This window comes from Streptomyces sp. NPDC006332 (genome assembly GCF_040612855.1).
Taxonomy (GTDB): domain Bacteria; phylum Actinomycetota; class Actinomycetes; order Streptomycetales; family Streptomycetaceae; genus Streptomyces.
Genome location: NZ_JBEXRA010000004.1, coordinates 206,790 through 232,989, shown reverse-complemented (window position 1 = coordinate 232,989; position 26,200 = coordinate 206,790). Strand labels below are relative to the sequence as shown.

Here is a 26,200-nt window from a genome sequence, read left to right as displayed (position 1 = left end):
CGAGGGGGAAGCAAGGGGAGGTAAGGGGGATCCGAAGGGGGAGGAGCGACGCACGGCCATGGGTGAGGTCTTCGCCGGACGGTACGAACTGGTCGATCCGATCGGACGCGGAGGGGTCGGCGCGGTGTGGCGCGCCTGGGACCATCGCCGCCGACGTTATGTGGCCGCCAAGGTCCTGCAACAGCGGGACGCGCACGCCCTGTTGCGCTTCGTGCGCGAGCAGGCGCTCAGGATCGACCACCCCCATGTGCTCGCGCCCGCCAGCTGGGCGGCCGATGACGACAAGGTCCTGTTCACCATGGATCTGGTCGCCGGCGGCTCTTTGGTCCACCTCGTCGGTGACTACGGTCCGCTGCCTGCGTCCTTCGTCTGTACCCTGCTCGACCAGCTCCTGGCCGGGCTTGCCGCGGTGCACTCGGAAGGCGTGGTCCACCGCGACATCAAGCCCGCGAACATCCTGCTCGAAGCGACCGGAACGAGTCGTCCCCGACTACGCCTGTCGGACTTCGGTATCGCGATGCGCCTGGGCGAACCCCGTCTGACGGAGACCAACCTCGTGGTCGGGACGCCCGGTTACATCGCACCCGAGCAGATGCTGGGCGCGGACCCGGACTTCCCCGCGGATCTGTTCGCGGTCGGACTGGTCGCGCTGTATCTCCTGGAGGGTGCCAAGCCGGACGCCAAGGCCCTCGTTGAGTACTTCGCGGCCCATGGCACCCCGAGCGCGCCCAAGGGCGTCCCAGAGCCGCTCTGGCAGGTCGTCGCCTCGATGCTGCAACCGGATCCCCAGGCCCGCTTTCGCACCGCCACGGGGGCCCGTAAGGCGCTCGCGTCCGCGGCGGAGCTTCTGCCGGAACCGGGGCCCGACGACGAACAGATCGAGATCTTCGATCAACTCGGGTCCCTGCCAACGGGTTTCGCCCCTGATGGGCCCCTCAAACAGGCACCGGGCGTGGACACGGCCAGCACAGGCTCAAGGACCGCCGGCACCGACCCGGGCAACGCTCACGGCCTCGGCCGTAGCGACGCCCCGGAGTCGGACGCCAGCGCTCAGCCGATCACCATGTCGGACACCGGCAGCTTCCATCTGCCCCCGCCTCAACCCACGACGTCCTCCTCCCGAACAGGCGCCCCACCCGCTCCACAACCGCATCCCGCACCCCCTCAACCCCACTCCCCCCACGACCAGACCCACGTGCTCTCCTCCCCTCGGCCGCCTGCTCCCCGGTACCCAGCCCACTCCCCAACAACGGCTCTGCACCAGCGCGTTGACGTCTCCACTGTCGCGTACACCGCTCAGGCCCAGCAGGTTCCCACTGCTGCGCGGGACACCGCGCATTTCACGCAACCGCGTCATCGAGCCGCCCGCCGCCGCTCCGGCCCACCGGCCAAGGTGGCGATCCCGCTCCTGCTTCTCGCGCTGGCCTGCTACGCCGCGGGTTTCTGGGCTCTCACTCGTATCTGACCCCGTATCCCACGCCGCTGAGCCGCGGCCCGAGCTCCGTCCGCCCTGCGGGACCGCGGAACGCCCCGCGGGGGCTTGTCACCGCCGCCCCCCCTGAGGCCCGGCCTACTGGGCTCCAGCTCTCCGCCGCCCCAGCACCGTCCACACCCCGAGCCCCATCAGCAGCGCGGTCCCCGTGCCGATCCCACCCGCCGCGAGGAGCCTCATCGCGGTGTCATCGTCCGTCGAGGTCGGGCCCTGCGCGGCCGCCGTGTCCCGGTCTCGCGCCGTGACGCCGAAGACGCCCCGTGGATCGGGCTCCCCCGCGTATCCGGGGCCGACCGTGGACGTGCCCGTGACCCGCACGCGCAGGGTCAGGTCGTAGGGCCCCTCGCCGAATCTGTCGGCCATCTGCTCCGAGAGGTGCACGGCGAGGTAGTACGAGCCCGCGAACCGCATCCGGCTGACCCGGTCGGAGACGTCGTACCGGTTGGTGTACTCGACCGGCGGCAACGGTTGGAGTTCCGCCGCGCGCTGGCTGCCGTCGTAGACCACGCTCGCGTCGTCGACGAGACCGCGCACGGGGTTGTAGAGGGACACCACCAGCGCCCTGGCCACCAGGCCGTTGTCGGCGTCGGAACTGCCCAGCTCGGCGGTGGCGTAGAGCTGCTGCCCCCAGTCCACGGGCACCGCGTAGTACAACGTCTGCCCGGGCAGGATGTCGTCGCGCCAGACTCCCTGTCCCAAGGGCGTCGCCCGGGCGAAGCCCGAGGAACCCCGTCGCGACGTGGCCTCACCGGTCACAGGGGTGGGCGGGGCGGAGTTCCAGTCCTCGGGCGCGCTCGTCGCACCGTCGTTCTTCAGGGCAGGCTCCGACGCCGTGGCGAGTTCCAGTCCCCAGGTGTCCGACGAGGACCCCGCTCGGTGAACGCGCTCGACGAGTACGTAGTACGCCCCGGCGTCCTTGCACCGGGACCCGGCTCGGGAGGTGTCCCGTGCCCCCAGAGCGGTCAGGGGGCGGGGCCGACGGTCGGTACCGACGCTGGCGGTGTCGATGGAGCAGAAGTGGCTGTCGGCGTCCTGCACCGACACCTTGATGCCGTCCGTCGCGGAGACCGTCGTACCGGAGCCGGGGACGGCGGTGACCGACACATACACGGTCGAGGAGGCGTCGAGGTCGAGGCGGTAGTAGACCGTGCCGTCGACGGGGAGGGAGCTCCGGTACGTCGAACCGGGAGCCAGGGCAGTGGCGTTGCCGGTGTCGGACGAGCCGGCGACGGACCGGCCGTTCGCGTCGAAGCCGTAGGAGTCCCATGGTCCGGCCGCATGCGCGGGCAGGGCGGACACCACCGCGGTCAGGCACAGCGCCGCACCCACGGCGGCAGCCGGCCTGAGGACGGCGGTCACTCGCCGGGCAACCGCGTGCGGAGGAGTATGCGGACGACCGTCACTGTGCCGTCTCCACCCCGTACGCCGCCCCATGACGTGCCACCCCACTCGTCGTTGCCCGGGCCCTTCGACCGTGTGACCGTCGCCCATCCTGCCCCTTCGGACGGGGCACCATCCGCTTAATCCGTACGGGCGTCCGAAACAACCCGGCGGCGGCGTGCGCGGTGGCGCGCCGAGCGCTGCCACAGGATTCGAGCCCGCGCAACACAAAACCCCGACCGCGAACGCGGCCGGGGTCTCTGTTCAGAATCGGTCGGTACTCACGAACCCGTGGGCACGGAGTCAGTCGCCTCCGTCCACAGATCCTGCTCGGCGCGATCCGCCTGGATCTGGCGGTACACGAGGAGCCCGCCGATGGCGGCCAGTGCGACCAGGAGAAGCTTCTTCACCGCGCGACCTCGTCTTTCCTTGACGTAGGGGACCTCTGGCGCCCGACTATACACACCGACCGAGACCAATCGGTGACCTGCGTGGGGCCTCAACTGCCGCGCAGAACATGGCAGTACAAGTGGACCATCACCCTCCGATCAGAGGGTGATCACACCCGTACAGACAGTGACTAATCGGCGCTTTCTGTCTGTATCGCCTCTTTCTCGTCCTTCTTGCACCCATCCGAGTGGTGTTCATCCGAAGATCGACGCGCCACGGGCGTCAGTCCACCACTTCTTCGCCCCCATACACATCATGAGGGAAGTACGCAAATCGCCCAACCCGAAAGTGAGGGGCCATGGCCCAGAACAAGGTCATGAACCTGTGGACCGCCTTCGTCACCGCCTTGCTCGCACTGTGCGCCGCGCTCGGACTCATCACGACCACCGCCGCCGCGGCCGTACCGCAGACCGAGCCGACCCGCAACAGCACGACGGAGCGGGCGACACCCACGGTGACGACTCCTGGGTACTTGCCCTGGTCCTACGCCAAGGATCTGCCCCCCACGATGAAACAGCGCATCCGAGCCGAGGCCCACGGCAAGACTCCCAGTTGCCGCCACCGGCCGCTCACGGACATCGAAGCGGCGGTTGCGGCGGCCGGCGCGACACCTGATACGGCAGCGGACGCCACCGACACGACCTGCGAGTCCGTCGCCGCCCCGGACGAGCCCGCCACGCCCCTCCAGCGCTGACAGCGCGGAGACCGCTCGCATACCGACAGCTCTGACTGTTCTGACAGCTCTGATTGTTCTCACAGCACCGTCCGCGCGGTACCCGAGGTACTCCGCGGCCCACAGCTGCTGTGTGCTGCCTTCTCTCTCACGTCCCTGACGGCACGGCGAACTTGCGTACACGCCCTGGAGAAGGAAACCCGAGACCCCCAGCCGGACATGGCTGGGGGTCTTTCTCTTCCCTGAGCCGAACCTCGGAGTCTCCGTACGGACTCGTCGACGGCACCTCTGCGCGGCCTCCCCCGCGGATCCCCTGCGGACCCCCTGCGGACCCTCGCTGAACCTGAGCCTGAGCCTGACGGCACGGCGGTCGGTGTCAGCCGTACACGTCGAAGGCCCCCAACCGTGATCGATTGGGGGCCTTCGTGCTGGTGGGGCTAACAGGATTTGAACCTGTGGCCTCATCCTTATCAGGGATGCGCTCTAACCAACTGAGCTATAGCCCCGCCGCGCTCTGCGGTGTGTGTCCCGCGCGCTGACCCCTGAAGATTAGCGCACGACGTGGGCAGTCCCAAAATCGGTTCCCGGGGGACGGTCACCGGGGGTTGGGGGTGTGGTCACTCGTCCTCGGCCAGCGTCAGCTCGACGCCCCCGACGAAGCCGGCGGAGAGGTTGTAGATGAACGCGCCGAGGGTCGCGAGTGCCGTCGCGAGAACGACGTCGATGACCGCGATGATCGCCGCGAACAGCAGGACGTTGGGCAACGACAGGAATGACTGCAGGTCGAAGCCGTTCGACTCGTTCGAGCCTGTCGCCTCCGAGATCGTGCCGCCGACCGTCGAGAACACGCCCATCGCGTCCATGACCATCCACAGCACCGCGGCCGCCACGATCGTGCAGATGCCCAGCGCGATGGAGAGCAGGAAGCTGACCTTCATCACGGACCACGGGTCGGCCTTGGCCACACGCAGACGGGCCTTGCGGGTACGGGGCGTGGTGCTCGCGCCGGTGCGCGGGCGCCGTACCCCGGCGGCCTGCGCCTGCGTCGCGTAGGCCTGCGGCGGGCGGTACGGCTCGGCGGGCTGCTGCGGCTGCCGTTCCCCGGGCAGCGGAGAGGCCGCGGCCGGTGGCGTGGGCTGGACCGGCGGCTGAGCCTGGGTGCCCGGAGCGGCCGAAGCCTGGCTCGCGGCGGTGGTCTGCCGCTGGGCCTGCGGACCTCGGGTGTCCGTCACAGTTCCCCCCTGGGATCCATGCGTGTCGGGCGAGCGCGACTCGGTCCCGGGAGACTTGATCGCCTGCAGGTTGGTCGTATGCGGGTCTGTCGCGCGGGCGTCCGTCGTGCGCGCATCCCCCGTGCGCGGATTCGCCGTGCGCGATCCTGTCGCGTTCGCGGCGGAGCCACGGCCGCCGCCGCCCGTCTCCGAACCGGTGGAAGAACCGGTAGAGGCTTTGGACGATCCGGCGCCCGTGGCTCCGCTCACGATGACTCTCTCCTCGTGCTACTCGGTCGAGGGCACCTCGCCCTCGTCCGTGCCGGTGGTCGCGGCATCCTCGGCGGTCTCGTCGACGACGATGTCGCCGTCGACCTCCTCCGCCTCGCGTCCCGCCTCGGCGTTACGTGCGATGCCCACAACGGCATCGCGCTTGCCCAGGTTGATCAGTTGGACGCCCATGGTGTCACGGCCCGTCTCCCTGACTTCGCTGACTCGCGTACGAATCACACCGCCGGACAGCGTGATGGCGAGGATCTCGTCGGCCTCCTCGACCACCAGCGCACCGACGAGAGATCCACGGTCCTCGACGATCTTGGCGGCCTTGATGCCGAGGCCGCCGCGACCCTGGACGCGGTACTCGTCGACGGCGGTCCGCTTCGCATACCCGCCGTCCGTAGCAGTGAACACGAACGTACCGGGTCGAACAACATTCATCGAGAGCAGTTGATCGCCCTCGCGGAAACTCATGCCCTTGACACCCGAGGTGGCACGGCCCATGGGGCGCAGTGCTTCGTCCGTTGCCGTGAACCGGATCGACTGGGCCTTTTTGCTGATCAGCAGCAGATCGTCCTCGGCCGAGACCAGTTCCGCTCCGATCAGTTCGTCGTCCGAACCGTCCTCCGTCTCACGGAGGTTGATCGCGATGACGCCGCCCGCGCGCGGTGAATCGTAATCTTTCAGAGGCGTCTTCTTCACCAGACCGCCCTTGGTGGCCAGCACCAGGTACGGGGCGACCTCGTACGTCCGGATCGCGAGGATCTCGGCGATCGCCTCGTCCGGCTGGAAGGCCAGCAGGTTGGCGACATGCTGGCCACGCGCGTCCCGCCCGGCGTCCGGCAGTTCGTACGCCTTCGCCCGGTACACCCGGCCCTTGTTGGTGAAGAACAGCAGCCAGTGGTGCGTGGTCGAGACGAAGAAGTGGTCGACGATGTCGTCTTCCTTGAGCTTCGCGCCTCGTACGCCCTTGCCGCCCCGCTTCTGGGCGCGGTAGTCGTCCGTCTTGGTGCGCTTGACGTAGCCGCCGCGCGTGACGGTGACGACGATGTCCTCCTCGGCGATCAGGTCCTCGATGGACATGTCGCCGTCGTAGGGCATCAGCATCGTCTTGCGGTCGTCGCCGTACTTCTCGACGATCGCGGCGAGTTCCTCGCTGACGATGCCGCGCTGGCGCACCGGGGACGCGAGGATCTCGTTGTACTCGTTGATCTTCGCCTGGAGTTCGTCGTGCTCCTGGACGATCTTCTGACGCTCCAGGGCGGCCAGTCGACGCAGCTGCATCTCCAGGATCGCGTTGGCCTGGATCTCGTCGATCTCCAGCAGGCCCATCAGGCCCGTGCGCGCGATCTCGACGGTGTCGCTGCGCCGGATCAGCGCGATGACCTCGTCGATGGCGTCCAGGGCCTTCAGCAGGCCGCGCAGGATGTGCGCCCGCTCCTCGGCCTTGCGCAGCCTGAAACGCGTACGGCGGACGATGACCTCGATCTGGTGCGTCACCCAGTGGCGGATGAACGCGTCGAGCGACAGCGTGCGCGGAACGCCGTCGACCAGCGCCAGCATGTTCGCGCCGAAGTTGGACTGCAGGTCGGTGTGCTTGTACAGGTTGTTCAGCACGACCTTGGCGACCGCGTCCCGCTTGAGCACGATGACCAGACGCTGGCCCGTACGGGAGCTGGTCTCGTCCCGGACGTCCGCGATGCCGCCGATCTTGCCGTCCTTCACCAGGTCGGCGATCTTCTGCGCGAGGTTGTCGGGGTTGGTCTGGTAGGGCAGTTCCGTGACCACCAGGCACTGGCGGTTCTGGATCTCCTCGACCTCGACGACGGCGCGCATGGTGATCGAGCCGCGGCCCGTGCGGTAGGCCTCCTCGATGCCCTTGCGGCCCACCACCAGCGCGCCGGTGGGGAAGTCGGGGCCCTTGATGCGCTCGATCAGCGCGTCCAGGAGCTCCTCGTGCGAGGCCTCCGGGTTCTCCAGGTACCACTGGGCGCCGGCCGCCACCTCGCGCAGGTTGTGCGGCGGGATGTTGGTCGCCATGCCGACCGCGATACCGGCGGAGCCGTTGATCAGCAGGTTCGGGAAGCGGGCCGGCAGGACCGTCGGCTCCTGGGAGCGGCCGTCGTAGTTGTCCGTGAAGTCGACGGTCTCCTCGTCGATGTCACGGACCATCTCCATCGACAGCGGCGCCATCTTGCACTCGGTGTAGCGCATGGCCGCCGCCGGGTCGTTGCCCGGCGAGCCGAAGTTGCCGTTGGAGTCCACCAGCGGCATCCGCATCGACCACGGCTGCGCGAGGCGGACCAGCGCGTCGTAGATCGAGGAGTCGCCGTGCGGGTGGTAGTTGCCCATGACGTCGCCGACGACACGGGCGCACTTGTAGAAGCCGCGCTCGGGGCGGTAGCCGCCGTCGTACATGGCGTACAGGACGCGGCGGTGGACGGGCTTGAGACCGTCCCGGACGTCGGGCAGCGCACGCGAGACGATGACGGACATCGCGTAGTCGAGGTACGAACGCTGCATCTCCGTCTCGAGCCCCACGGGCTCGACACGCTGGGCGATGACGCCGCCCTCTTCGGAGGTGACGGGAGTGTTCTCGTCGGCCATTGCTGGTGGGGATCCTTCCTGGTGCGGTCAGCTGAGACCGACTCAGATGTCGAGGAAGCGGACGTCCTTGGCGTTGCGCTGGATGAACTGGCGGCGCGCCTCGACGTCCTCGCCCATCAGGACCGAGAACAGGTCGTCGGCCTGGGCGGCGTCATCGAGGGTGACCTGGCCGAGGACGCGGTGCTCCTGGTCCATGGTCGTGATGCGCAGTTCCTCGGCGTTCATCTCGCCGAGACCCTTGAAGCGCTGGATCGAGTCCTCGCGGATGCGCTTGCCGCGCTGGCGGCCCATCTCGATCAGCGCGTCGCGCTCCCGGTCGGAGTACGCGTACTCGGCGTCCTCCCGGCCCCACTTGATCTTGTAGAGCGGGGGACGGGAGAGGAACACGTGACCGGCCTCGACCAGCGGGCGCATGAAGCGGAACAGGAAGGTCAGCAGCAGGGTGTTGATGTGCTGGCCGTCGACGTCGGCGTCCGCCATCAGGATGATCTTGTGATAGCGCAGCCGCTCGATGTCGAAGTCCTCATGGACTCCGGTACCGAAGGCGGAGATCAGCGCCTGGATCTCCTGGTTCTGCAGGATCTTGTCGATCCGCGCCTTCTCCACGTTGAGGATCTTGCCGCGGATCGGAAGGATCGCCTGGTACTGCGGGTTGCGGCCGGACTTGGCCGAGCCGCCGGCGGAGTCTCCCTCGACGATGAAGATCTCGCACTTGATGGGGTCGTTCGACTGGCAGTCGGAGAGCTTGCCCGGCAGCGACGCCGACTCCAGCAGGCCCTTGCGACGGGTGAGGTCGCGGGCCTTGCGTGCGGCGACCCGCGCCGTGGCAGCCTGGATGCCCTTGCGGACGATGTCCGCCGCCTCGACCGGGTTGCGGTCCAGCCAGTCGTTGAGGTGCTCGTAGACCGCCTTCTGGACGAAGGTCTTCGCCTCCGTGTTGCCCAGCTTGGTCTTGGTCTGGCCCTCGAACTGCGGTTCGCTGAGCTTCACCGAGATGATCGCGGTCAGACCCTCGCGGATGTCGTCACCCGTGAGGTTGTCGTCCTTGTCACGCAGCAGCTTCTTCTCGCGCGCGTACTTGTTGATCAGGTTGGTGAGCGCCGAGCGGAAGCCCTCTTCGTGCGTACCGCCCTCGTGCGTGTGGATGATGTTGGCGAAGGAGTACACACCCTCGCTGTAACCGCTGTTCCACTGCATGGCGACTTCGAGGGACAGGCTCTTGTCCTTGTCCTCGGCCTCGAGGTCGATCACCGTCGGGTGCACCGCTTCGCCCTTGCGGGAGTTGAGGTACTTCACGAAGTCGACGATGCCGCCTTCGTAGTGGTACGTGACGGCCTTGACCTCGTCCTTCTCGTCGGCGCCCGCCTCGTCCGCCCCGGCGGTGGCCTTCGCCGACTCGCGCTCGTCAGTGAGTTTGATCGTCAAACCCTTGTTGAGGAACGCCATTTCCTGGAAACGCCGCGAGAGCGTCTCGAAGGAGTAGTCCGTGGTCTCGAAGATGTCCGCGTCGGCCCAGAAGGTGACCGACGTGCCGGTCTTCTCGATGGCCTCGTGCTTGACGAGCGGCGCGGTGGGGACGCCCATCTTGTAGTCCTGCGTCCAGCGGTGGCCGTCGGTCCTGACCTCCACGGCGACCTTCGAGGACAGCGCGTTCACGACGGAGACACCCACGCCGTGCAGACCGCCGGAGACCGCGTAGCCGCCGCCGCCGAACTTGCCGCCCGCGTGCAGCACGGTCAGCACGACCTCGAGGGCCGGTTTGCCCTCGGAGGCGACGATGCCGACCGGGATGCCGCGGCCGTTGTCGACGACGCGGACGCCGCCGTCGGCGAGGATCGTCACGTCGATGGTGTCCGCGTGGCCGGCCAGCGCCTCGTCGACCGAGTTGTCGACGACCTCGTACACGAGGTGGTGCAGGCCGCGCTCTCCGGTCGAGCCGATGTACATACCGGGTCGCTTGCGGACCGCGTCCAGACCCTCGAGGACGGTGATGGCGCTGGCGTCGTACGAGGCGGTGACCTCGTGATTCGAGGTGTTGGCCTCGCCGTTGGCGCCGGCGTCGGTGGACGGGATGTTCTCGTTGGGGTTGCCGGAATCGGCCACGAAGCGCCCTTTCTGGCACAGCACGAGCCAGGCTCGTCGGCGGGTTGCCGGAGCGGCTGCGGCATGTTGCGTTGGTAAGCCTTGATCAGCGTTGCTCAGCTTGTCCCGACGGTCCCCACGTTTGGGGCGGGATTAGCTCCCAGTCTACCGGTAGCGCCGACACTGATGGGGGTTTGCCGGTACCTGAGTCCTCATGTGGCGCCCTGAACCGGCGTCTGCCGGGTCCCCATATACGGAGCGGGGCTCCAAGAGGCTCACAGCGGCACTCAGCGCTTTCGGCTGTCAACCCTTTGCTACTTGGGAGTCAGGTCGATGTTCGCAACCGCGTTCGGGTACCCGACGGGCGCTCCGAGGACGCCACCGATCACCGAAGATGTGAGACAGGTCACCCGTAGGTGTCGCCGGGACCGGTACTTCCGGGGGCCCGCAAGGGGCCGTAGCGACGAGGGGGACCACCGGGACCGTTCACCTTGATCAACTTCACCGCGCCATGGCCGAGATCCTCGTTAAGGCGGGCGACCAGCGTCGGCGCGAGCAGGCGCAGGTTCGTCGCCCAGGCCGTGGAGTCACACCGCACGACGAGGGTCCTCTCGTCCTCGTCGTACTTCTCCGGCTCACAGTGCTTGGCGACGTCCTCGCCGACGATCTGCGGCCAGCGGCCCATCACACCGCCCACCGCGGCCGGCGCCTCCCAACCCCGCTCGGTGATCAGCCGGTTGATGGCGGCGCCGAAGGCCATGGGGTCGCGCCGGTCGGCACGCGCGCCGGAGCGCAGCCCGCCCCGCCGCGCCTGCTTCTTCTGCTGAGCCGCGTCGCCACGCGCGCGTGCCTGCTCCTTCGCCGCCCTGAGCGCCACCCGCGCGAGGTCGACCCCGGAGGGCTCTGCCCCCTTGCCCTCGCTCGGGCCGGAGGCCTCGGCCGCGGGGCGCGCGGGCCGGGGCAGCGGCTCGTCGGTGCTCATACGCGCTCCACCGCCCCGTCGGACACGGCGAACCGCGTCCCCGCCAGGACGTGCGGCACGTCGTCGTCGACCGCCGCCGTCACCAGGACCTGCTCGCCGGGCGCGACCAGTTCGGCCAGGCGTTCGCGACGACGGGTGTCCAGCTCGGCGAAGACGTCGTCGAGGACCAGCACCGGCTCGTTGCCCTCGGCCCTCAGGAGGTCGTACGACGCCAGGCGCAGCGCCAGCGCGTACGACCACGACTCGCCGTGCGAGGCGTACCCCTTGGCCGGCAACTGACCGAGTTTCAGGAGCAGATCGTCCCGATGGGGCCCCACGAGGGTGACACCCCGCTCGATCTCCTGCTTGCGGGCCTCGGCGAGCGCCGCCATCAACTGCTCGTACAGGTCTTCCCGCGTATGGGCCTCACCCGGCGCCGACGGCTTGTAGTCGAGGGCGACCGGGCCGCCGCCGGGTGCCAGTTGTTCGTAGGCCTTGTCGGCGAGCGGCTGGATCGCGGCGATCAGATCCAGCCGCTGGGCGAGCAGTTCGGCGCCCACCCGGGCGAGGTGCTGGTCCCAGACGTCGAGCGTGGACAGGTCCATGGAGCGGCCGCCGTGCCGCCGGGCGAGCGCGGCCGACTTCAGCAGGGTGTTGCGCTGCTTGAGAACCCGCTCGTAGTCGGAACGGACGCCGGCGATGCGCGGGGAGCGCGCGGTGATCAACTCGTCGAGGAAGCGGCGGCGTTCACCGGGGTCGCCCTTGACCAGGGCGAGGTCCTCGGGCGCGAACAGCACGGTCCGCACGATCCCGAGCACATCACGCGGCCGGACCTGCGAGGACCTGTTGATACGGGCACGGTTGGCCTTGCCGGGGTTGAGCTCCAGCTCGACCAGCTGCTGCCGCTCGCCCTGCTTGACCTGGGCGCGGACGACAGCACGGTCGGCGCCCACGCGGACCAGCGGGGCGTCGGAGGAGACGCGGTGGCTGCCCAGGGTTGCGAGGTAGCCCACCGCCTCGACCAGGTTCGTCTTGCCCTGCCCGTTCGGGCCGACGAAGGCGGTGACGCCCGGGTCGAGCGGGACCTCGACCCGGGCGTACGAGCGGAAATCGGCCAGCGACAGATGCGTGACGTGCATGGTCGTTCACCGACCTCCCCCGGGATGGTGGACCGCTGAGCGGCCCTGTGGACTACGTCGGATTACTTCGTCTCGACCGCGTGGCCACCGAACTGGTTGCGCAGCGCGGCGATCATCTTCATCTGCGGAGAGTCCTCCTGGCGCGAGGAGAACCGCGCGAAGAGGGAGGCCGTGATCGCGGGCAGCGGCACGGCGTTGTCGATGGCGGCTTCCACGGTCCAGCGGCCTTCACCGGAGTCCTGTGCGAAACCCCGCAGCCTGTCCAGGTGCTCGTCCTCGTCGAGGGCGTTCACCGCGAGGTCCAGCAGCCAGGAACGGATGACCGTGCCCTCCTGCCAGGAGCGGAAGACCTCCCGGACGTCGGTCACGGAGTGGACCTTCTCCAGCAGTTCCCAGCCCTCGGCGTAGGCCTGCATCATCGCGTACTCGATGCCGTTGTGGACCATCTTCGCGAAGTGGCCCGCGCCGACCTTGCCGGCGTGCACGGCGCCGACGTCGCCCTCGGGCTTCAGCGCGTCGAAGATCGGCTGCACCTTGGCGACGTTCTGCACGTCACCGCCGTACATCAGCGCGTAGCCGTTCTCCAGCCCCCAGACGCCACCGGAGACGCCGCAGTCGACGAAGCCGATGCCCTTGGCCGCCAGCTCCTCGGCGTGCTTCTCGTCGTCCGTCCAGCGGGAGTTCCCGCCGTCCACGACGACATCACCGGGCTCCAGCAGCTCGGCGAGCTCGTCGACGGTCGACTGGGTCGGGCCGCCGGCCGGGACCATCACCCAGATCACACGCGGGCCCTCGAGCTTTCCCACAAGCTCAGAGAGGCTGTGGACATCGGCGAGGTCCGGGTTGCGGTCGTATCCGATGACGGTGTGACCTGCGCGGCGTATCCGCTCGCGCATGTTGCCGCCCATCTTGCCGAGGCCGACGAGACCGAGCTCCATCAGTGGTTCCTTAGGTTTTGCGAGTGGCGTGACGGCACACACGTGCCGCGGCACGTTCGTACCTGCGTCCGAGCCTAAACCCGGACGCTCGCTCACACCTGTGGGCATACGCGCTCAAACGTACGCCCGACCTGCGGGTTCTCCGACGGGCCTGATCAGCCGCTCAGGCGCACCGGCATGATCAGGTACTTGTAGGCCTCGTCCGCCTCGGCGTCCAGGGCGGGCTTGCCGCTCAGCAGCGCGGGCTTCGTGGACGTCGTGAAGGAGAGCTGGGCCACCGGGGAGTCGATGGCGCTCAGGCCGTCCAGCAGGAAGGTCGGGTTGAAGGCGATGGAGACGTCGTCGCCCTCCAGCTGGGCGTCGACACGTTCCACAGCCTGTGCGTCGTCGCTGGAGCCCGCCTCCAGGATCAGCACGCCCTGCTCGAAGCTGAGCCGCACCGGCGTGTTCCGCTCGGCGACCAGGGCGACACGCTTGACGGCCTCCACGAAGGGGGCGGTCTCGATCACGGCGACGGAGTTGAACTCCGTCGGGAACAGCGAACGGTACTTCGGGAGGTCGCCCTCCAGCAGGCGGGTCGTCGTACGACGGCCGGCGCCCTCGAAACCGATCAGGCCCTCGCCCGCGCCGGAACCGGACAGCGCCAGGATGACGCTGTCGCCGCTCGTGAGGGCCTTGGCCGTGTCCAGGAGCGTCTTGGCGGGCACCAGGGCCACCGCGGAGGCCTCCGGGTTCTCCGGCTTCCACAGGAACTCGCGGACGGCGAAGCGGTAGCGGTCGGTGGACGCCAGGGTGACCGTGTCGCCCTCGATCTCGATGCGCACACCGGTCAGGACGGGCAGCGTGTCGTCGCGTCCGGCGGCGATGGCGACCTGGGCCGCGGCGGCGGCGAAGACCTCACCGGGGACGGTGCCCGTGGCGTTCGGCATCTGCGGCAGGGCCGGGTACTCCTCCACAGGCAGGGTGTGGAGTGTGAATCGCGAGGAGCCGCAGACCACCGTCGCCCGTACACCGTCTGTGGAAATCTCCACCGGTCGGTTGGGGAGGGCGCGGGAGATGTCGGCCAGCAGTCGGCCCGAGACGAGGACCGTGCCTTCTTCGTCGACCTCCGCCTCCACGGAGACCCGCGCCGAGACCTCGTAGTCGAAGCTGGACAGGCTCAGCTGGCCCTCCTCGGCCTTCAGCAGAAGGCCGGCGAGGACAGGCGCCGGCGGACGGGCCGGGAGGCTGCGAGCCGCCCAGGCGACTGCCTCCGCGAGTACGTCGCGTTCCACCCGGATCTTCACTGTTGCCGCCTCCTGCTGTTGCCGGCGCTTCTCGCCCTGCCTGGCTTCGTCGTCTGTCGCGGTGTCGTCGGTCCCTGTGACGGGGAGGACACCGGGGAACAGTCTGACGCACGGCACTGACAGTAGGTGCCTCTCGGGGTCAAGTCGTGACGAGGGGCAGTCGGGAGCCGGACAGCGAGTTGTGCACAGGACCCCCTTCGAAACGGATTCCCAGCTCTCTCTAGTTGGGAGTAGTAGTAGGGGCTGTGGATACCGTGGATAACCTCGTTTATGCAGGTCAGCCGGGAAATTTTGTCCACGGGGCCTGTGGGCGGAGACGGTGGACAACCGGGCCTGTCTGTGGAGAACGGAAAGTTCTGCACACTCCATGCACAGCCTGAGGGGAGTTCTCCCCAGCGCCGTCCCCAGCTTTACCCGGCTTTCCCACAGCCCAACCCGGCACCTTCGTGTGACGCCTTTCACTCGACTCGGTGATCAGGCGCGTCGGGTTGCCGAACAGTGGACAGTCATGTGGAGAAGCACCGGATCACTGGGGACAACTGTCCTCAACCTGTGGGTTGTCGGTGGACAACTCGATGCACAGGCTGTGGATCACCGCTTCGTCCACAGCCTGTGGAGATCGTTCGTCCACCAATCCACAACCACCTGACCTGGTCCGATGGTCTGCCGACGGATACCGCTGTGGACACGATCTGGACAACTCCCCAGTCCCCAGGGTGTGGACGCGAAAAAGTCGCCAGATCTGTGGAGAGAGACCGTAACCCGGCAGGTAATCGAACAGAGGCGAGAGCGCGACATGAAGAAGGGCGTCCCCGGAAGAGTTCCGGGGACGCCCTCAGCGACGGTCTCTGCGGCGGTCAGCCGTTCTTGATGCGGTTCGTCAGCTCGGTCACCTGGTTGTAGATGGAGCGCCGCTCGGCCATCAGATTGCGGATCTTGCGGTCCGCGTGCATGACGGTCGTGTGGTCGCGGCCGCCGAACAGCGCGCCGATCTTCGGCAGGGAGAGGTCCGTGAGCTCTCGGCACAGGTACATGGCGATCTGGCGGGCCGTGACGAGCGCGCGGCCGCGCGAGGTACCGCACAGGTCCTCGACGGTGAGCCCGAAGTAGTCGGCGGTCGCGCTCATGATCGCCGTGGAGGTGATCTCGGGGGCCGAGTCCTCGCCGCCGGGAATCAGGTCCTTGAGGACGATCTCGGTGAGGCCGAGGTCCACCGGCTGCCGGTTGAGCGACGCGAAGGCCGTCACCCGGATCAGCGCGCCCTCCAGCTCGCGGATGTTGCGCGAGATGCGGGACGCGATGAACTCCAGGACCTCGGGCGGGGCGTTGAGCTGTTCCTGGACCGCCTTCTTGCGCAGGATCGCGATGCGGGTCTCCAGCTCGGGCGGCTGGACGTCGGTGATCAGTCCCCACTCGAAACGGTTCCGCAGCCTGTCCTCCAGGGTCACCAGCTGCTTGGGCGGCCGGTCGCTGGAGAGCACGATCTGCTTGTTGGCGTTGTGGAGCGTGTTGAAGGTGTGGAAGAACTCCTCCTGCGTCGACTCCTTGTCCGCGAGGAACTGGATGTCGTCGACGAGCAGGATGTCCATCTCGCGGTAGCGCTTGCGGAAGCTGTCGCCCTTGCCGTCGCGGATCGAGTTGATGAACTCGTTGGTGAACTCCTCCGAGCTCACATAGCGCACCCGGGTGCCCGGGTAGAGGCTCCGCGCGTAGTGCCCGATGGCGTGCAGCAAGTGCGTTTTGCCGAGCCCCGACTCCCCGTAGATGAAGAGCGGGTTGTACGCCTTGGCCGGCGCCTCGGCGACGGCCACCGCTGCCGCGTGTGCGAAGCGGTTGGAGGCGCCGATGACGAACGTGTCGAAGAGGTACTTCGGATTCAGGCGCGCGGTCGGCTCGCCGGGGCCGGTCGCCGGCGCGGGCTGCGCGGCCAGCGGGCCGGGGGCGCCGTTGGCGGGCAGCGAGGAACCGACCGGGCCGCCGCGATGGACGCGTCCGGAGCCGGACGGGCCGTCCGACCGGTCCCGGCGGCCGTCGCGGGGGTCGTAGTCGCCGCGCGGTTGGTCGTACTCCGACCGCTGGTCGTAGTCGGGGCGCTGGTCGTACTCCGGGCGCTGCCCGTCGTACGCGGAGCGCTCCGTGGGCTGCTGGCGGTAGTCCTGGGAGTACGAGTCCTGTGAGGGGGGTCCGTAGGACTCCTGTGACGGGGGTCGGTAGGCGTCCTGCGGCGGGGGCCCATAGGAGTCCTGCGGCGGCGACGCGTACGGGTCGCGCTCCGGGAAGCCGAGGCGCTGCTGCTGCCAGCTGTACTCGTCCTGCGGCGGGCGCGGCCAGGAGCCGGGCTCGGGACGCTGGTACTCGGAGGGGTAAGCGGGGCGGGCGGTCGGGAGCTGGTCCGGCCGAGGCGCGTGGGGCGAGTGGGAGGGGTGGTCGCGGTCGGCCTGAGGTCCGGGGCGCTGCTCGGAGCGGCCCGGCATGTGGTCGTCGGCGCGGTGGCGGCCGTATCCGCCCTCGTACTGGGCGGCGGGGGGCTCGGGGTCCTCGTAGCGCGACGGGGGCCGGGGCGCCGCCGGTGTGGGCGCGGGCTCGCCCGCGGAGTCGTCGACGGTGATCGCGATCCGGATCGGTCGGCCGCATTCGCGGCTCAGCGTCTCACTGACCACGGGCGCGAGGCGCCCTTCGAGCACACCTTTCGCAAATTCGTTCGGTACGGCGAGCAGGGCGGTGTCCGCCACCAGGGCCAGGGGCTGGCAGCGCCGGATCCAGTGTTCGTCCTTGGTCTCGACACCCTGCCCTCTGCCTTCGCCGAGAAGTTGTTCCAGTACTCGTGGCCACACTGCGGCAAGATCGGCAGGTACATCAGCCACAGGGCACGCTCTCTCATGGGTCCCACGAACGTGTGGTTCGGGACGGGTCGGGATTCATATGGGGTGGGGCACAGGCAAGGGAACGAATCGGAGTTCAGCCACGGTAGTCAGGGCGACGGGTACGGTTCAAGTTGTTGTCCCCAGGCTGTGGATAGTGTCTCCCGGTGCCCCCTGGTTTGACCGGATGGCGTAGCCGCGCGTACCGTAACCAGGTCGAGTTGTCGATGGCTGCTGCCGCCTGCCTCCGATGGGCACAGATCATTTGGGTGATCGGTCAGCGGTGCACTCGGGCGTAACGCGAGCTACTCGTGGGCGCACGGTGACAGCCAGGACGGCACCCCGAAAACCCCGATTTATCTCTGGAGCCCCCGAGTGAGCAAGCGCACCTTCCAGCCGAACAACCGTCGTCGCGCCAAGACCCACGGCTTCCGCCTGCGGATGCGCACCCGTGCCGGCCGCGCGATTCTCGCGAACCGCCGCAGCAAGGGTCGCGCCAGCCTGTCCGCCTGATCCCGATCAGGTCATGACGTCGTGCTGCCTACCGAGCATCGGCTGAGGCGGCGCGAGGACTTCGCGACCGCGGTACGGCGGGGTCGTCGGGCTGGACGCCCGACTCTCGTCGTCCACTTTCGTAGCGGTGCCACGGACCCGCACGCGCCTGGGGAGAGCGCTTCCCCGACGCGTGCGGGTTTCGTCGTCAGCAAGGCCGTGGGCGGTGCGGTGGTGCGTAACAAGGTGAAGCGCAGGCTTCGTCATCTGATGCGCGATCGAGTCGCCCTGCTGCCCCCCGGTAGCCTGGTAGTCGTACGAGCGTTGCCCGGCGCGGGTGACGCCGACCACGCACTACTGGCCCGAGACCTGGACGCCGCCATCGAGCGGCTGCTGGGAGGGGGCGCGCGATGAAGTACCCGCTGCTGGCGCTGATCAAGCTGTACCAGTGGACCATCAGTCCGTTGCTCGGGCCGGTGTGCAAGTACTACCCGTCGTGCTCCCACTACGGCTACCAGGCCATCGACCGCCATGGTGCGGTCAAGGGAACGGCACTCACGGCCTGGCGCATCCTGCGATGCAATCCGTGGTCGCTGGGCGGTGTGGACCATGTCCCGCCGCGCAAGCGTCCGCGGTGGCACGAAATGCTGCGTAACGCCTGGCGTGCACGCAGGGGCGGGCCCTCCTCCGCCGAACCGGCCACCGAGGGGCAGGCTCCCGCGAGCCCGGCCGCAGAGACCCCGTCCCATGCCCAAGGAGCATGATTAGTGGACACGATTGCCAGCTTCTTCAGCTTCATCACGACACCTGTCTCCTGGGTCATCGTCCAGTTCCACACGGTGTACGGGTCCATTTTCGGCCCTGACACAGGGTGGGCCTGGGGCCTGTCCATCGTGTCGCTGGTGATCCTGATCCGCATCTGCCTGATCCCGCTCTTCGTGAAGCAGATCAAGGCGACCCGGGCCATGCAGACGCTGCAGCCCGAGATGAAGAAGATCCAGGAGCGCTACAAGAACGACAAGCAGCGTCAGTCCGAAGAGATGATGAAGCTGTACAAGGAGACGGGCACCAACCCGCTCTCCTCGTGCCTTCCCATCTTGGCGCAGTCCCCGTTCTTCTTTGCCCTGTACCACGTGCTCAACGGCATCGCGAACAACGACACCATCGGTGTCATCAACACGAGCCTGCTGCAGAGCGCTCAGAAGGCGCACATCTTCGGTGCGCCGCTGGCCGCGAAGTTCACCGACAGCGCGGCGGACGTCACCGCGCTCGACGCGTCGCTGACCACTGTCCGCATCGTGACCGCGGTCATGATCGTCATGATGTCGGCGTCGCAGTTCTACACACAGCGTCAGCTGATGACGAAGAACGTCGACACCACGGTGAAGACGCCGTTCATGCAGCAGCAGAAGATGCTGATGTACGTCTTCCCGGTCATGTTCGCCGTCTTCGGCATCAACTTCCCGGTCGGTGTTCTCGTCTACTGGCTGACCACCAACGTGTGGACCATGGGCCAGCAGATGTACGTCATCCACAACAACCCGACCCCGGGTTCCAAGGCCCAGGCCTCGTACCTGGAGCGTCTCTACAAGCACGTCACGCACCACGGCAAGACGCGCAGCCGGGGTGAGAAGGCCATCGTCAAGGCCATCGTCGCCAAGGGACGCGACCGCAACGAGTTCGAGCGCAAGTTCATCAACGGCCTGAACAAGGCGGGCTTCACGGCTCAGGCGGACGGCACGGTGGTGAAGGGCGTTGCCCAGGCCGAGGCTGCCCAGACCGAGGACGGCACGTCGACGAGCGCCGCCGCTCCGAAGAGGCAGCAGCCCAAGCGGCAGAGCAAGTCCCAGCGCCAGTCCGGAGCCACGAAGGCCGCCGGCGAGACCACGTCGCTGAGCAAGTCCGACGAACCCGAGGACACCAAGCCCGCCGCCAAGAACGCCCCGCAGAAGCCTGGTGGCGGCACCCGCAGCAAGGCCCAGTCCGGACAGCGCAAGGGCCCGCAGCGGCCCAAGTCCCCGTCCAAGAAGTAAGAAGGAGTCCATCCCGTGACGGAAGGCACCACCTCCGCCGCTGCCGAGGGTGCAGACACCCTGACCCGCCTGGAGCAGGAGGGCGAGATCGCGGCGGACTACCTCGAGGGTCTGCTGGACATCGCCGATCTCGACGGCGACATCGACATGGACGTCGAGGCCGACCGAGCCGCTGTCTCGATCATCAGCGACACGAGTGGCCGTGACCTGCAGAAGCTGGTGGGTCGTGACGGCGAGGTGCTGGAAGCCCTGCAGGAGCTCACGCGCCTGGCTGTGCACAGGGAGACCGGTGACCGGAGCCGGCTGATGCTGGACATCGCGGGCTACCGTGCCATGAAGCGCGCCGAGCTGTCCGAGCTGGGCGCCAAGACGGCCGCCGAGGTCAGGAGCTCGGGCGAGCCCGTGAAGATGAAGCCGATGACGCCGTTCGAGCGCAAGGTCGTGCACGACGCGGTCAAGGCCGCCGGCCTGCGCAGCGAGTCCGAGGGCGAGGAGCCACAGCGCTTCGTCGTTGTGCTTCCCGCCTGATCGGTCCGTACGTTTTCCGGCCCCGTCTGTTGCGCAGGCGGGGCCGGACTTTGTCAGCCTGATAGTTCTGGTGGTTCTGGAGTCGGCGCCGGTGCGCCGTGCCGTACGGAAGGACGGTCCCCCGTGACGGAGGCAGCGGAGCTTCCCCCCGCGCCCGAGCAGGCGCGCGAGGTCTTCGGTGATCGCTTCGCAGACGCGGTCCGCTACGCGGAGCTGCTCGCCGAGGCGGGTGTGCAGCGCGGTCTCATCGGGCCGCGTGAGGTGCCCCGCCTGTGGGAGCGGCATCTGCTGAACTGCGCGGTGCTCGCGGAGGTCGTACCCGAGGGCGTGACCGTGTGCGATGTCGGCTCTGGCGCCGGACTGCCCGGGATTCCCCTGGCGCTGGTCCGGGAGGACCTGAAGATCACACTCCTGGAGCCGTTGCTGCGGCGCACCAACTTCCTGACCGAGGTCGTCGAGCTGCTGGGACTGGACCATGTGACGGTCCTCCGCGGGCGGGCCGAAGAGGTCATGGGCACCATCACGCCGGTCCACGTGGTGACGGCACGGGCCGTGGCCCCCTTGGACCGTCTCGCGACCTGGGGCATTCCGCTGCTACGCCCGTACGGTGAGATGCTCGCGCTCAAGGGCGACACTGCCGAGGAGGAGCTCAAGAGCGCGGCGACGGCATTGAGCAAGCTGGGTGCCGTCGAGACGTCGATCCTGCATGTTGGGGAGGGCACGGTCGACCCACTGTCCACGGTGGTGCGCGTGGAAGTCGGCGAGAGCCCGGGGGGTGTGCGGTTCGCGGCCAAGCGAGCCAAAGCGGCCCGCACGGGACGAGCGCGTCGGCGTCGCGGATAACTGCTTGGGAGTTCCGGGCGCTGATCCTTCCTGGCGGCGGGACGTGTACTCCACACAAGCTGCCAAACCTACGCATGCGGAGTGTCGCGGCAGTTCGGCTCTCTTCGCTGTGCATCGTGTTTCACGTGAAACGTCGCTCACTGCTGCACGGCATCATCAGTCGGGGCCGGGCCGCGGCCGAACCCCGCGACCGGAAGCCTCTCGGTTCACTCCGGGAGGGTGCGGAGTTGTCCACAGAGGTGGATTTCTCCACAGAACAACAGGCCTCACTGGTTCACGACCCGGGAGACATGGGAGGCTCTGTTCATTGCGAGCCTGAAGTCGAGGAGAGTGAATCCTTGCGGTCCAACGCCAACATTGCGGGACCGATGACCGATCCGGTCCCCGGTCCCCGTACCGAGTCGATGGGGGAAGATGTTTCACGTGAAACACCGCCTCCGATGGACGACACTCCGATCGGTCGTGCTGCCCAACTGGCAGTAGAGGCTCTGGGCCGTGCCGGCGAAGGTCTGCCGCGTCCCGAGCAGACCAGAGTCATGGTGGTCGCCAACCAGAAGGGCGGGGTGGGCAAGACGACCACGACCGTCAATCTTGCCGCTTCGCTGGCTCTGCACGGTGGCCGTGTGCTCGTGGTCGACCTCGACCCACAGGGCAACGCCTCCACCGCGCTGGGTATCGACCACCACGCCGAAGTCCCGTCCATTTACGACGTGCTGGTCGACAGCAGGCCACTCTCCGACGTCGTCCAGCCGGTCCCCGATGTCGAGGGGCTCTTCTGTGCACCCGCCACCATCGATCTCGCCGGTGCGGAGATCGAGCTGGTGTCTCTGGTGGCTCGCGAGAGTCGGCTGCAGCGAGCGATCCAGGCGTACGAGCAGCCGTTGGACTACATCCTCATCGACTGCCCGCCCTCGCTCGGTCTGCTGACCGTCAACGCGCTGGTCGCGGGCCAGGAGGTCCTCATCCCGATCCAGTGCGAGTACTACGCATTGGAGGGCCTGGGCCAACTGCTGCGCAACGTCGACCTGGTGCGGGGGCACCTCAACCCCGCCCTGCATGTGTCGACCATCCTGCTCACCATGTACGACGGCCGGACGCGCCTCGCGTCCCAGGTCGCGGACGAGGTGCGCACCCACTTCGGCGACGAGGTGCTGCGGACGAGCATTCCCCGCTCGGTCCGTATCTCCGAGGCGCCGAGCTACGGGCAGACGGTCCTGACCTACGATCCAGGATCTAGTGGTGCACTGTCCTATCTTGAGGCGGCACGAGAAATCGCGCTGAAGGGTGTCGGTGTCTCCTACGACGCGACACACGCGCACATCGGCGCACAGAACGACCCGAGCATGGTGGAGGGGATCCAGTGAGCGAGCGACGGAGGGGGTTGGGCCGTGGTCTCGGCGCACTGATCCCCGCTGCACCGACAGAGAAGCAGGTGGCTCAGGCTGCGATGGGGAGCGCTGCTTCGGCCTCCCCGGCAGCGGTGCCGGTACTGACCACGGACCGCGGGGTGGCCGCAGCCAAGGTGGCCACGCTGCCGGCCGTGTCACATGAAACCGAGGAGTCATCGGCGAGCACTCCCGCGGAGTTGCCGGCGGCTCCCGTGGGCGCTCACTTTGCTGAACTCCCCCTCGACTTCATCACGCCGAACCCGCGACAGCCGCGTGAGGTCTTCGACGAGGACGCGCTTCAGGAGCTGGTCACTTCCATCAAGGAGGTCGGTCTCCTCCAGCCTGTCGTCGTACGACAGCTTGGTCCCGCGCGTTACGAGCTCATCATGGGCGAGCGGCGCTGGCGGGCGTGCCGTGAGGCGGGGCTGGAAGCGATCCCGGCGATCGTCCGGGCCACCGATGACGAGAAGCTTCTCCTGGACGCCCTCCTGGAGAACCTGCACCGGGCGCAGCTGAACCCGCTGGAGGAGGCTGCCGCCTACGACCAGCTGCTGAAGGACTTCCACTGCACGCACGACCAGCTGGCGGACCGCATCGGTCGCTCCCGCCCGCAGGTCTCCAACACGCTGCGTCTGCTGAAGCTCTCGTCGGCGGTCCAGAAGCGGGTGGCTGCCGGGGTGCTGTCGGCGGGACATGCCAGGGCGCTGCTCTCCGTCGAGGACTCGGAGGAGCAGGATCGGCTGGCCCATCGAATCGTTGCTGAGGGACTCTCGGTGCGAGCTGTCGAGGAGATCGTGACCTTGATGGGCTCGCGGCCGCAGAAGGCCCAGAGGTCCAAGGGGCCGCGGGCCGGTGCGCTGGTCTCGCCGGCGCTGTCCGACCTTGCGACCCGCCTCTCGGATCGCTTCGAGACGCGAGTGAAGGTCGACCTCGGCCAGAAGAAGGGCAAGATCACCGTGGAGTTCGCCTCCATGGAGGACCTGGAGCGGATCCTCAGCAGCCTTGCTCCTGGAGAGGGACCGGTTCTTCAGAAGAGCCTTCTGGACGGTGACTCCGAGGACTCGGAGGACTGATTCTCAGGCCGCGGAGTGACAAGGCGTGGTCGGCAGGGCGGGCTGTGTCCCATGTGTACGGGACACGGCCCGCCCTTTGCTTTCAGGCGGTATCGGTGAAATCGCATCGTCGGTACGATGCGTTCGGGTATGGCCCATCCGATCGGCAGCACGTCTGAGGGGAGAGACGGGGGCTATGCGAACGGTCAGCCGCACCGGACTGGTGAGCGCGGGCCTTGGGCTGGGCGCGGTCGGCGGTTTCGTCGGCAGCCTGCTCAGGGAACGGAGCGCTCTGACTGCCGCCCGCGACGCGGCGGGCGAAGGAAGCGAGGAACAGCCTTTATGGGGCGCCGGCTCGTACCGCTCACGCTGGACAACCTTCAGGACCTCCCCAAGCGCTGTCGCGCGTGTGTCTTCTGGGAGTTGGATCCAGTCAGCGGCCAAGCAGCGATAAAGGCGGGAACGCCCGCGCTGGAGAAGGAAGCCTGGATTTCCGCCGTCCTGCTGGACTGGGGTTCCTGCGGAAGGGTCGTGTATGTGGACGATGTGCCGGTGGGCTTCGTGCTCTACGCCCCTCCGGCCTATGTCCCCCGCTCGACGGCTTTCCCCACGAGCCCGGTCTCGCCCGACGCGGTGCAGCTGATGACGTCGTTCATCATGCCGGGGTATCAGGGGCAGGGCCTTGGGCGTGTGATGGTGCAGACGGTGGCCAAGGATCTGTTGCGGCGGGGCTTCAAGGCGATTGAGGCGTTCGGCGACGCGCGTTGGAAGGAACCTGCCTGTCTGTTGCCCGCAGACCACCTTCTGGCGGTGGGTTTCAAGACGGTTCGGCCGCATCCCACGTACCCGCGCCTGCGACTGGAGTTGCGGACCACCCTCTCCTGGAAAGAGGACGTGGAGATGGCGCTGGACCGGTTGCTGGGGGCAGTTCAGAAGGAACCGGCACTGCGCCCGCTCTAACAGGATGGGGCCGGCCCTGCCGGGCCGGCCCCATCCTGTTTCACGTGAAACTTCACTCGGCGATGAAGTCCTCAAGGTCGCGAACGATCGCGGCCTTCGGCTTGGCGCCGACGATGGTCTTGGCGACCTCGCCACCCTGGTAGACGTTCAGCGTCGGAATGGACATGACGCCGTACTTGGCGGCCGTACCCGGGTTCTCGTCGATGTTCAGCTTGACGACCTCGATCTTGTCGCCGTACTCGGTGGCGATCGCCTCGAGGGACGGCGCGATCTGGCGGCACGGACCGCACCAGGCGGCCCAGAAGTCCACCAGAACAGGCTTGTCGCTCTTGAGGACGTCCTGCTCGAAGGAGTCGTCAGTCACATTCTTCAGGGTGCCGGCCACGGCGGGCTCCTTAACTGGTTGTGCGTGGGGTGGGTTGGGTCAGACAGAGGTCTTCTCGGGCTCGGCCTTCTCTCCGTCCGCGAGGGCGGCGAGGTACCGCTCGGCGTCGAGGGCGGCCGAGCAGCCGGTGCCGGCGGCGGTGATGGCCTGACGGTAGGTGTGGTCGACGACGTCACCTGCGCCGAAGACACCGGTCAGGTTCGTCCGAGTGGAGGGCGCCTCTACCTTCAGGTAACCCTCCTCGTCCAGCTCCAGCTGTCCCTTGAAGAGTTCGGTGCGCGGGTCGTGGCCGATCGCGATGAACAGGCCGGTCACCGCGAGGTCCGAGAACTCGCCGGTCTTGAGGTTGCGCAGCTTCAGACCGGCCAGCTTCTGGTCGCCCTGTACCTCGGCGACCTCACTGTCCCAGACGAACTTGATCTTCGGGTCCGCGAAGGCGCGTTCCTGCATCGCCTTGGAGGCGCGCAGGGTGTCCCGGCGGTGGACGATGGTCACGGACTTGGCGAAGCGTGAGAGGAAAGTGGCTTCCTCCATCGCGGTGTCGCCGCCACCGATCACGGCGATGTCCTGGTCCTTGAAGAAGAAGCCGTCACACGTGGCGCACCACGAGACGCCGCGACCCGACAGAGCGTCCTCGTTCGGCAGACCGAGCTTGCGGTGCTGCGAACCAGTGGTGACGATGACGGCCTTGGCCTTGTGAACGGTGCCGGCGGTGTCGGTGACGGTTTTGATGTCACCACTCAGGTCGACGGCGACGACGTCGTCCGGGATGAGCTCGGCTCCGAAGCGCTCGGCCTGGCCACGCATGTTGTCCATGAGCTCGGGGCCCATGATGCCGTCCTGGAAGCCCGGGAAGTTCTCCACCTCAGTGGTGTTCATCAGCGCACCACCCGCGGTGACGGCGCCCTCGAACACCAGCGGCTTCAGCGACGCGCGCGCGGTGTAGAGCGCCGCCGTGTAGCCGGCCGGCCCGGAGCCGATGATGATCACGTTACGGACGTCGGTCACGGATTGATTCCTCGTCTCTGGACAGCGTCGTAGAACCGGGGGAGCTCCTCTCAGAACTCTCACCCCACCCAACGGATCCTAAGGGTCGCGCATTCCCGCTGTGTCCGGGCACACGGAGAGACGTCACCGCTCGGGGTACCACGGGAGCCGAGAGG

23 protein-coding genes and 1 tRNA gene are annotated in these 26,200 nt (G+C 67.8%); 11 read left to right on the top strand and 13 right to left on the bottom strand.

What is annotated here, in order from left to right; genetic code table 11:
* Positions 1-58: 58 nt before the first annotated feature.
* Positions 59-1,465: a serine/threonine-protein kinase gene (locus ABZ027_RS06100; RefSeq protein ID WP_356764814.1), complete on the top strand. Its 1,407-nt coding sequence runs from the start codon at positions 59-61 to the stop codon at positions 1,463-1,465.
* A 105-nt stretch (positions 1,466-1,570) separates the two neighbouring features.
* Here ABZ027_RS06100 and ABZ027_RS06095 read toward each other — a convergent pair whose 3' ends face one another.
* Both ABZ027_RS06095 and ABZ027_RS06090 read right to left on the bottom strand, forming a co-directional pair.
* Positions 1,571-2,851, bottom strand: coding sequence for a hypothetical protein (locus ABZ027_RS06095; protein WP_356764812.1), 1,281 nt, complete (start codon positions 2,849-2,851; stop codon positions 1,571-1,573).
* Positions 2,852-3,153: 302 nt separating this feature from the next.
* Positions 3,154-3,282, bottom strand: a complete 129-nt coding sequence (locus tag ABZ027_RS06090) for a DLW-39 family protein (protein WP_003999697.1) — start codon at positions 3,280-3,282, stop codon at positions 3,154-3,156.
* A 338-nt stretch (positions 3,283-3,620) separates the two neighbouring features.
* Between ABZ027_RS06090 and ABZ027_RS06085 the strand changes: the two genes are divergently transcribed.
* On the top strand, positions 3,621-4,016 hold the full coding sequence (locus ABZ027_RS06085; protein ID WP_356764810.1) for a DUF6344 domain-containing protein: 396 nt from the start codon (positions 3,621-3,623) through the stop codon (positions 4,014-4,016).
* Between the two features lie 408 nt (positions 4,017-4,424).
* Here ABZ027_RS06085 and ABZ027_RS06080 read toward each other — a convergent pair.
* The 9 genes from ABZ027_RS06080 to dnaA form a co-directional block, all read right to left on the bottom strand.
* Positions 4,425-4,501, bottom strand: a tRNA-Ile gene (locus ABZ027_RS06080).
* A 111-nt stretch (positions 4,502-4,612) separates the two neighbouring features.
* Positions 4,613-5,476, bottom strand: a complete 864-nt coding sequence (locus tag ABZ027_RS06075; RefSeq protein ID WP_356764808.1) for a DUF3566 domain-containing protein — start codon at positions 5,474-5,476, stop codon at positions 4,613-4,615.
* Positions 5,477-5,494: 18 nt separating this feature from the next.
* The gene (gyrA, locus tag ABZ027_RS06070; RefSeq protein WP_356764806.1) at positions 5,495-8,089 is read right to left on the bottom strand and encodes a DNA gyrase subunit A; all 2,595 of its coding nucleotides are present in this window, start codon (positions 8,087-8,089) and stop codon (positions 5,495-5,497) included.
* Between the two features lie 42 nt (positions 8,090-8,131).
* Entirely contained in the window at positions 8,132-10,216 is a 2,085-nt protein-coding gene (gyrB, locus tag ABZ027_RS06065; RefSeq protein ID WP_356764804.1) for a DNA topoisomerase (ATP-hydrolyzing) subunit B, read from the bottom strand.
* A gap of 361 nt (positions 10,217-10,577) precedes the next feature.
* Positions 10,578-11,153, bottom strand: a complete 576-nt coding sequence (locus tag ABZ027_RS06060; protein WP_356764802.1) for a DciA family protein — start codon at positions 11,151-11,153, stop codon at positions 10,578-10,580.
* Positions 11,150-12,271: a DNA replication/repair protein RecF gene (recF, locus tag ABZ027_RS06055; protein ID WP_356764800.1), complete on the bottom strand. Its 1,122-nt coding sequence runs from the start codon at positions 12,269-12,271 to the stop codon at positions 11,150-11,152. The genes ABZ027_RS06060 and recF overlap by 4 nt, the downstream gene beginning before the upstream one ends.
* Before the next feature lie 62 nt (positions 12,272-12,333).
* Complete coding sequence (gene gnd / locus ABZ027_RS06050; protein ID WP_356764798.1) at positions 12,334-13,209, bottom strand: phosphogluconate dehydrogenase (NAD(+)-dependent, decarboxylating); 876 nt, start codon at positions 13,207-13,209, stop codon at positions 12,334-12,336.
* Positions 13,210-13,364: 155 nt separating this feature from the next.
* Entirely contained in the window at positions 13,365-14,495 is a 1,131-nt protein-coding gene (gene dnaN, locus ABZ027_RS06045) for a DNA polymerase III subunit beta (RefSeq protein WP_356764796.1), read from the bottom strand.
* Positions 14,496-15,352: 857 nt separating this feature from the next.
* Positions 15,353-17,359 (bottom strand): chromosomal replication initiator protein DnaA, encoded by a 2,007-nt coding sequence (gene dnaA / locus ABZ027_RS06040; protein WP_356764794.1) that lies wholly within the window; start codon positions 17,357-17,359, stop codon positions 15,353-15,355.
* Between the two features lie 372 nt (positions 17,360-17,731).
* Here dnaA and rpmH point away from each other — a divergent pair, with 372 nt between their 5' ends.
* The 9 genes from rpmH to ABZ027_RS05995 all read left to right on the top strand — a co-directional run bounded on the left by rpmH (position 17,732) and on the right by ABZ027_RS05995 (position 24,652).
* Positions 17,732-17,869 (top strand): 50S ribosomal protein L34, encoded by a 138-nt coding sequence (gene rpmH, locus ABZ027_RS06035; RefSeq protein ID WP_005482975.1) that lies wholly within the window; start codon positions 17,732-17,734, stop codon positions 17,867-17,869.
* 21 nt (positions 17,870-17,890) lie between these two features.
* Positions 17,891-18,262 carry a ribonuclease P protein component gene (gene rnpA / locus ABZ027_RS06030; RefSeq protein ID WP_356764792.1) on the top strand — a complete coding sequence of 124 codons (372 nt, stop codon included), beginning with the start codon at positions 17,891-17,893 and terminating at the stop codon, positions 18,260-18,262.
* Positions 18,259-18,612, top strand: coding sequence for a membrane protein insertion efficiency factor YidD (yidD, locus tag ABZ027_RS06025; RefSeq protein WP_356764790.1), 354 nt, complete (start codon positions 18,259-18,261; stop codon positions 18,610-18,612). Before rnpA ends, yidD begins: the two co-directional genes overlap by 4 nt.
* Positions 18,613-18,615: 3 nt before the next feature.
* Positions 18,616-19,881, top strand: coding sequence for a membrane protein insertase YidC (gene yidC, locus ABZ027_RS06020; RefSeq protein ID WP_356764788.1), 1,266 nt, complete (start codon positions 18,616-18,618; stop codon positions 19,879-19,881).
* A gap of 15 nt (positions 19,882-19,896) precedes the next feature.
* The gene (locus ABZ027_RS06015; protein WP_356764786.1) at positions 19,897-20,409 is read left to right on the top strand and encodes a R3H domain-containing nucleic acid-binding protein; all 513 of its coding nucleotides are present in this window, start codon (positions 19,897-19,899) and stop codon (positions 20,407-20,409) included.
* A gap of 123 nt (positions 20,410-20,532) precedes the next feature.
* The gene (gene rsmG, locus ABZ027_RS06010; RefSeq protein WP_356764785.1) at positions 20,533-21,252 is read left to right on the top strand and encodes a 16S rRNA (guanine(527)-N(7))-methyltransferase RsmG; all 720 of its coding nucleotides are present in this window, start codon (positions 20,533-20,535) and stop codon (positions 21,250-21,252) included.
* A 290-nt stretch (positions 21,253-21,542) separates the two neighbouring features.
* On the top strand, positions 21,543-22,616 hold the full coding sequence (locus tag ABZ027_RS06005) for a ParA family protein (RefSeq protein WP_356764919.1): 1,074 nt from the start codon (positions 21,543-21,545) through the stop codon (positions 22,614-22,616).
* Entirely contained in the window at positions 22,613-23,713 is a 1,101-nt protein-coding gene (locus ABZ027_RS06000; RefSeq protein ID WP_356764783.1) for a ParB/RepB/Spo0J family partition protein, read from the top strand. Before ABZ027_RS06005 ends, ABZ027_RS06000 begins: the two co-directional genes overlap by 4 nt.
* Before the next feature lie 321 nt (positions 23,714-24,034).
* Positions 24,035-24,652, top strand: coding sequence for a GNAT family N-acetyltransferase (locus tag ABZ027_RS05995; protein ID WP_356764781.1), 618 nt, complete (start codon positions 24,035-24,037; stop codon positions 24,650-24,652).
* A gap of 52 nt (positions 24,653-24,704) precedes the next feature.
* Here the strand turns inward: ABZ027_RS05995 and trxA are convergent, their stop codons facing one another.
* On the bottom strand, positions 24,705-25,037 hold the full coding sequence (trxA, locus tag ABZ027_RS05990) for a thioredoxin (RefSeq protein WP_119101956.1): 333 nt from the start codon (positions 25,035-25,037) through the stop codon (positions 24,705-24,707).
* Positions 25,038-25,076: 39 nt separating this feature from the next.
* Positions 25,077-26,045: a thioredoxin-disulfide reductase gene (gene trxB, locus ABZ027_RS05985; protein ID WP_356764779.1), complete on the bottom strand. Its 969-nt coding sequence runs from the start codon at positions 26,043-26,045 to the stop codon at positions 25,077-25,079.
* Between the last annotated feature and the right edge of the window lie 155 nt (positions 26,046-26,200).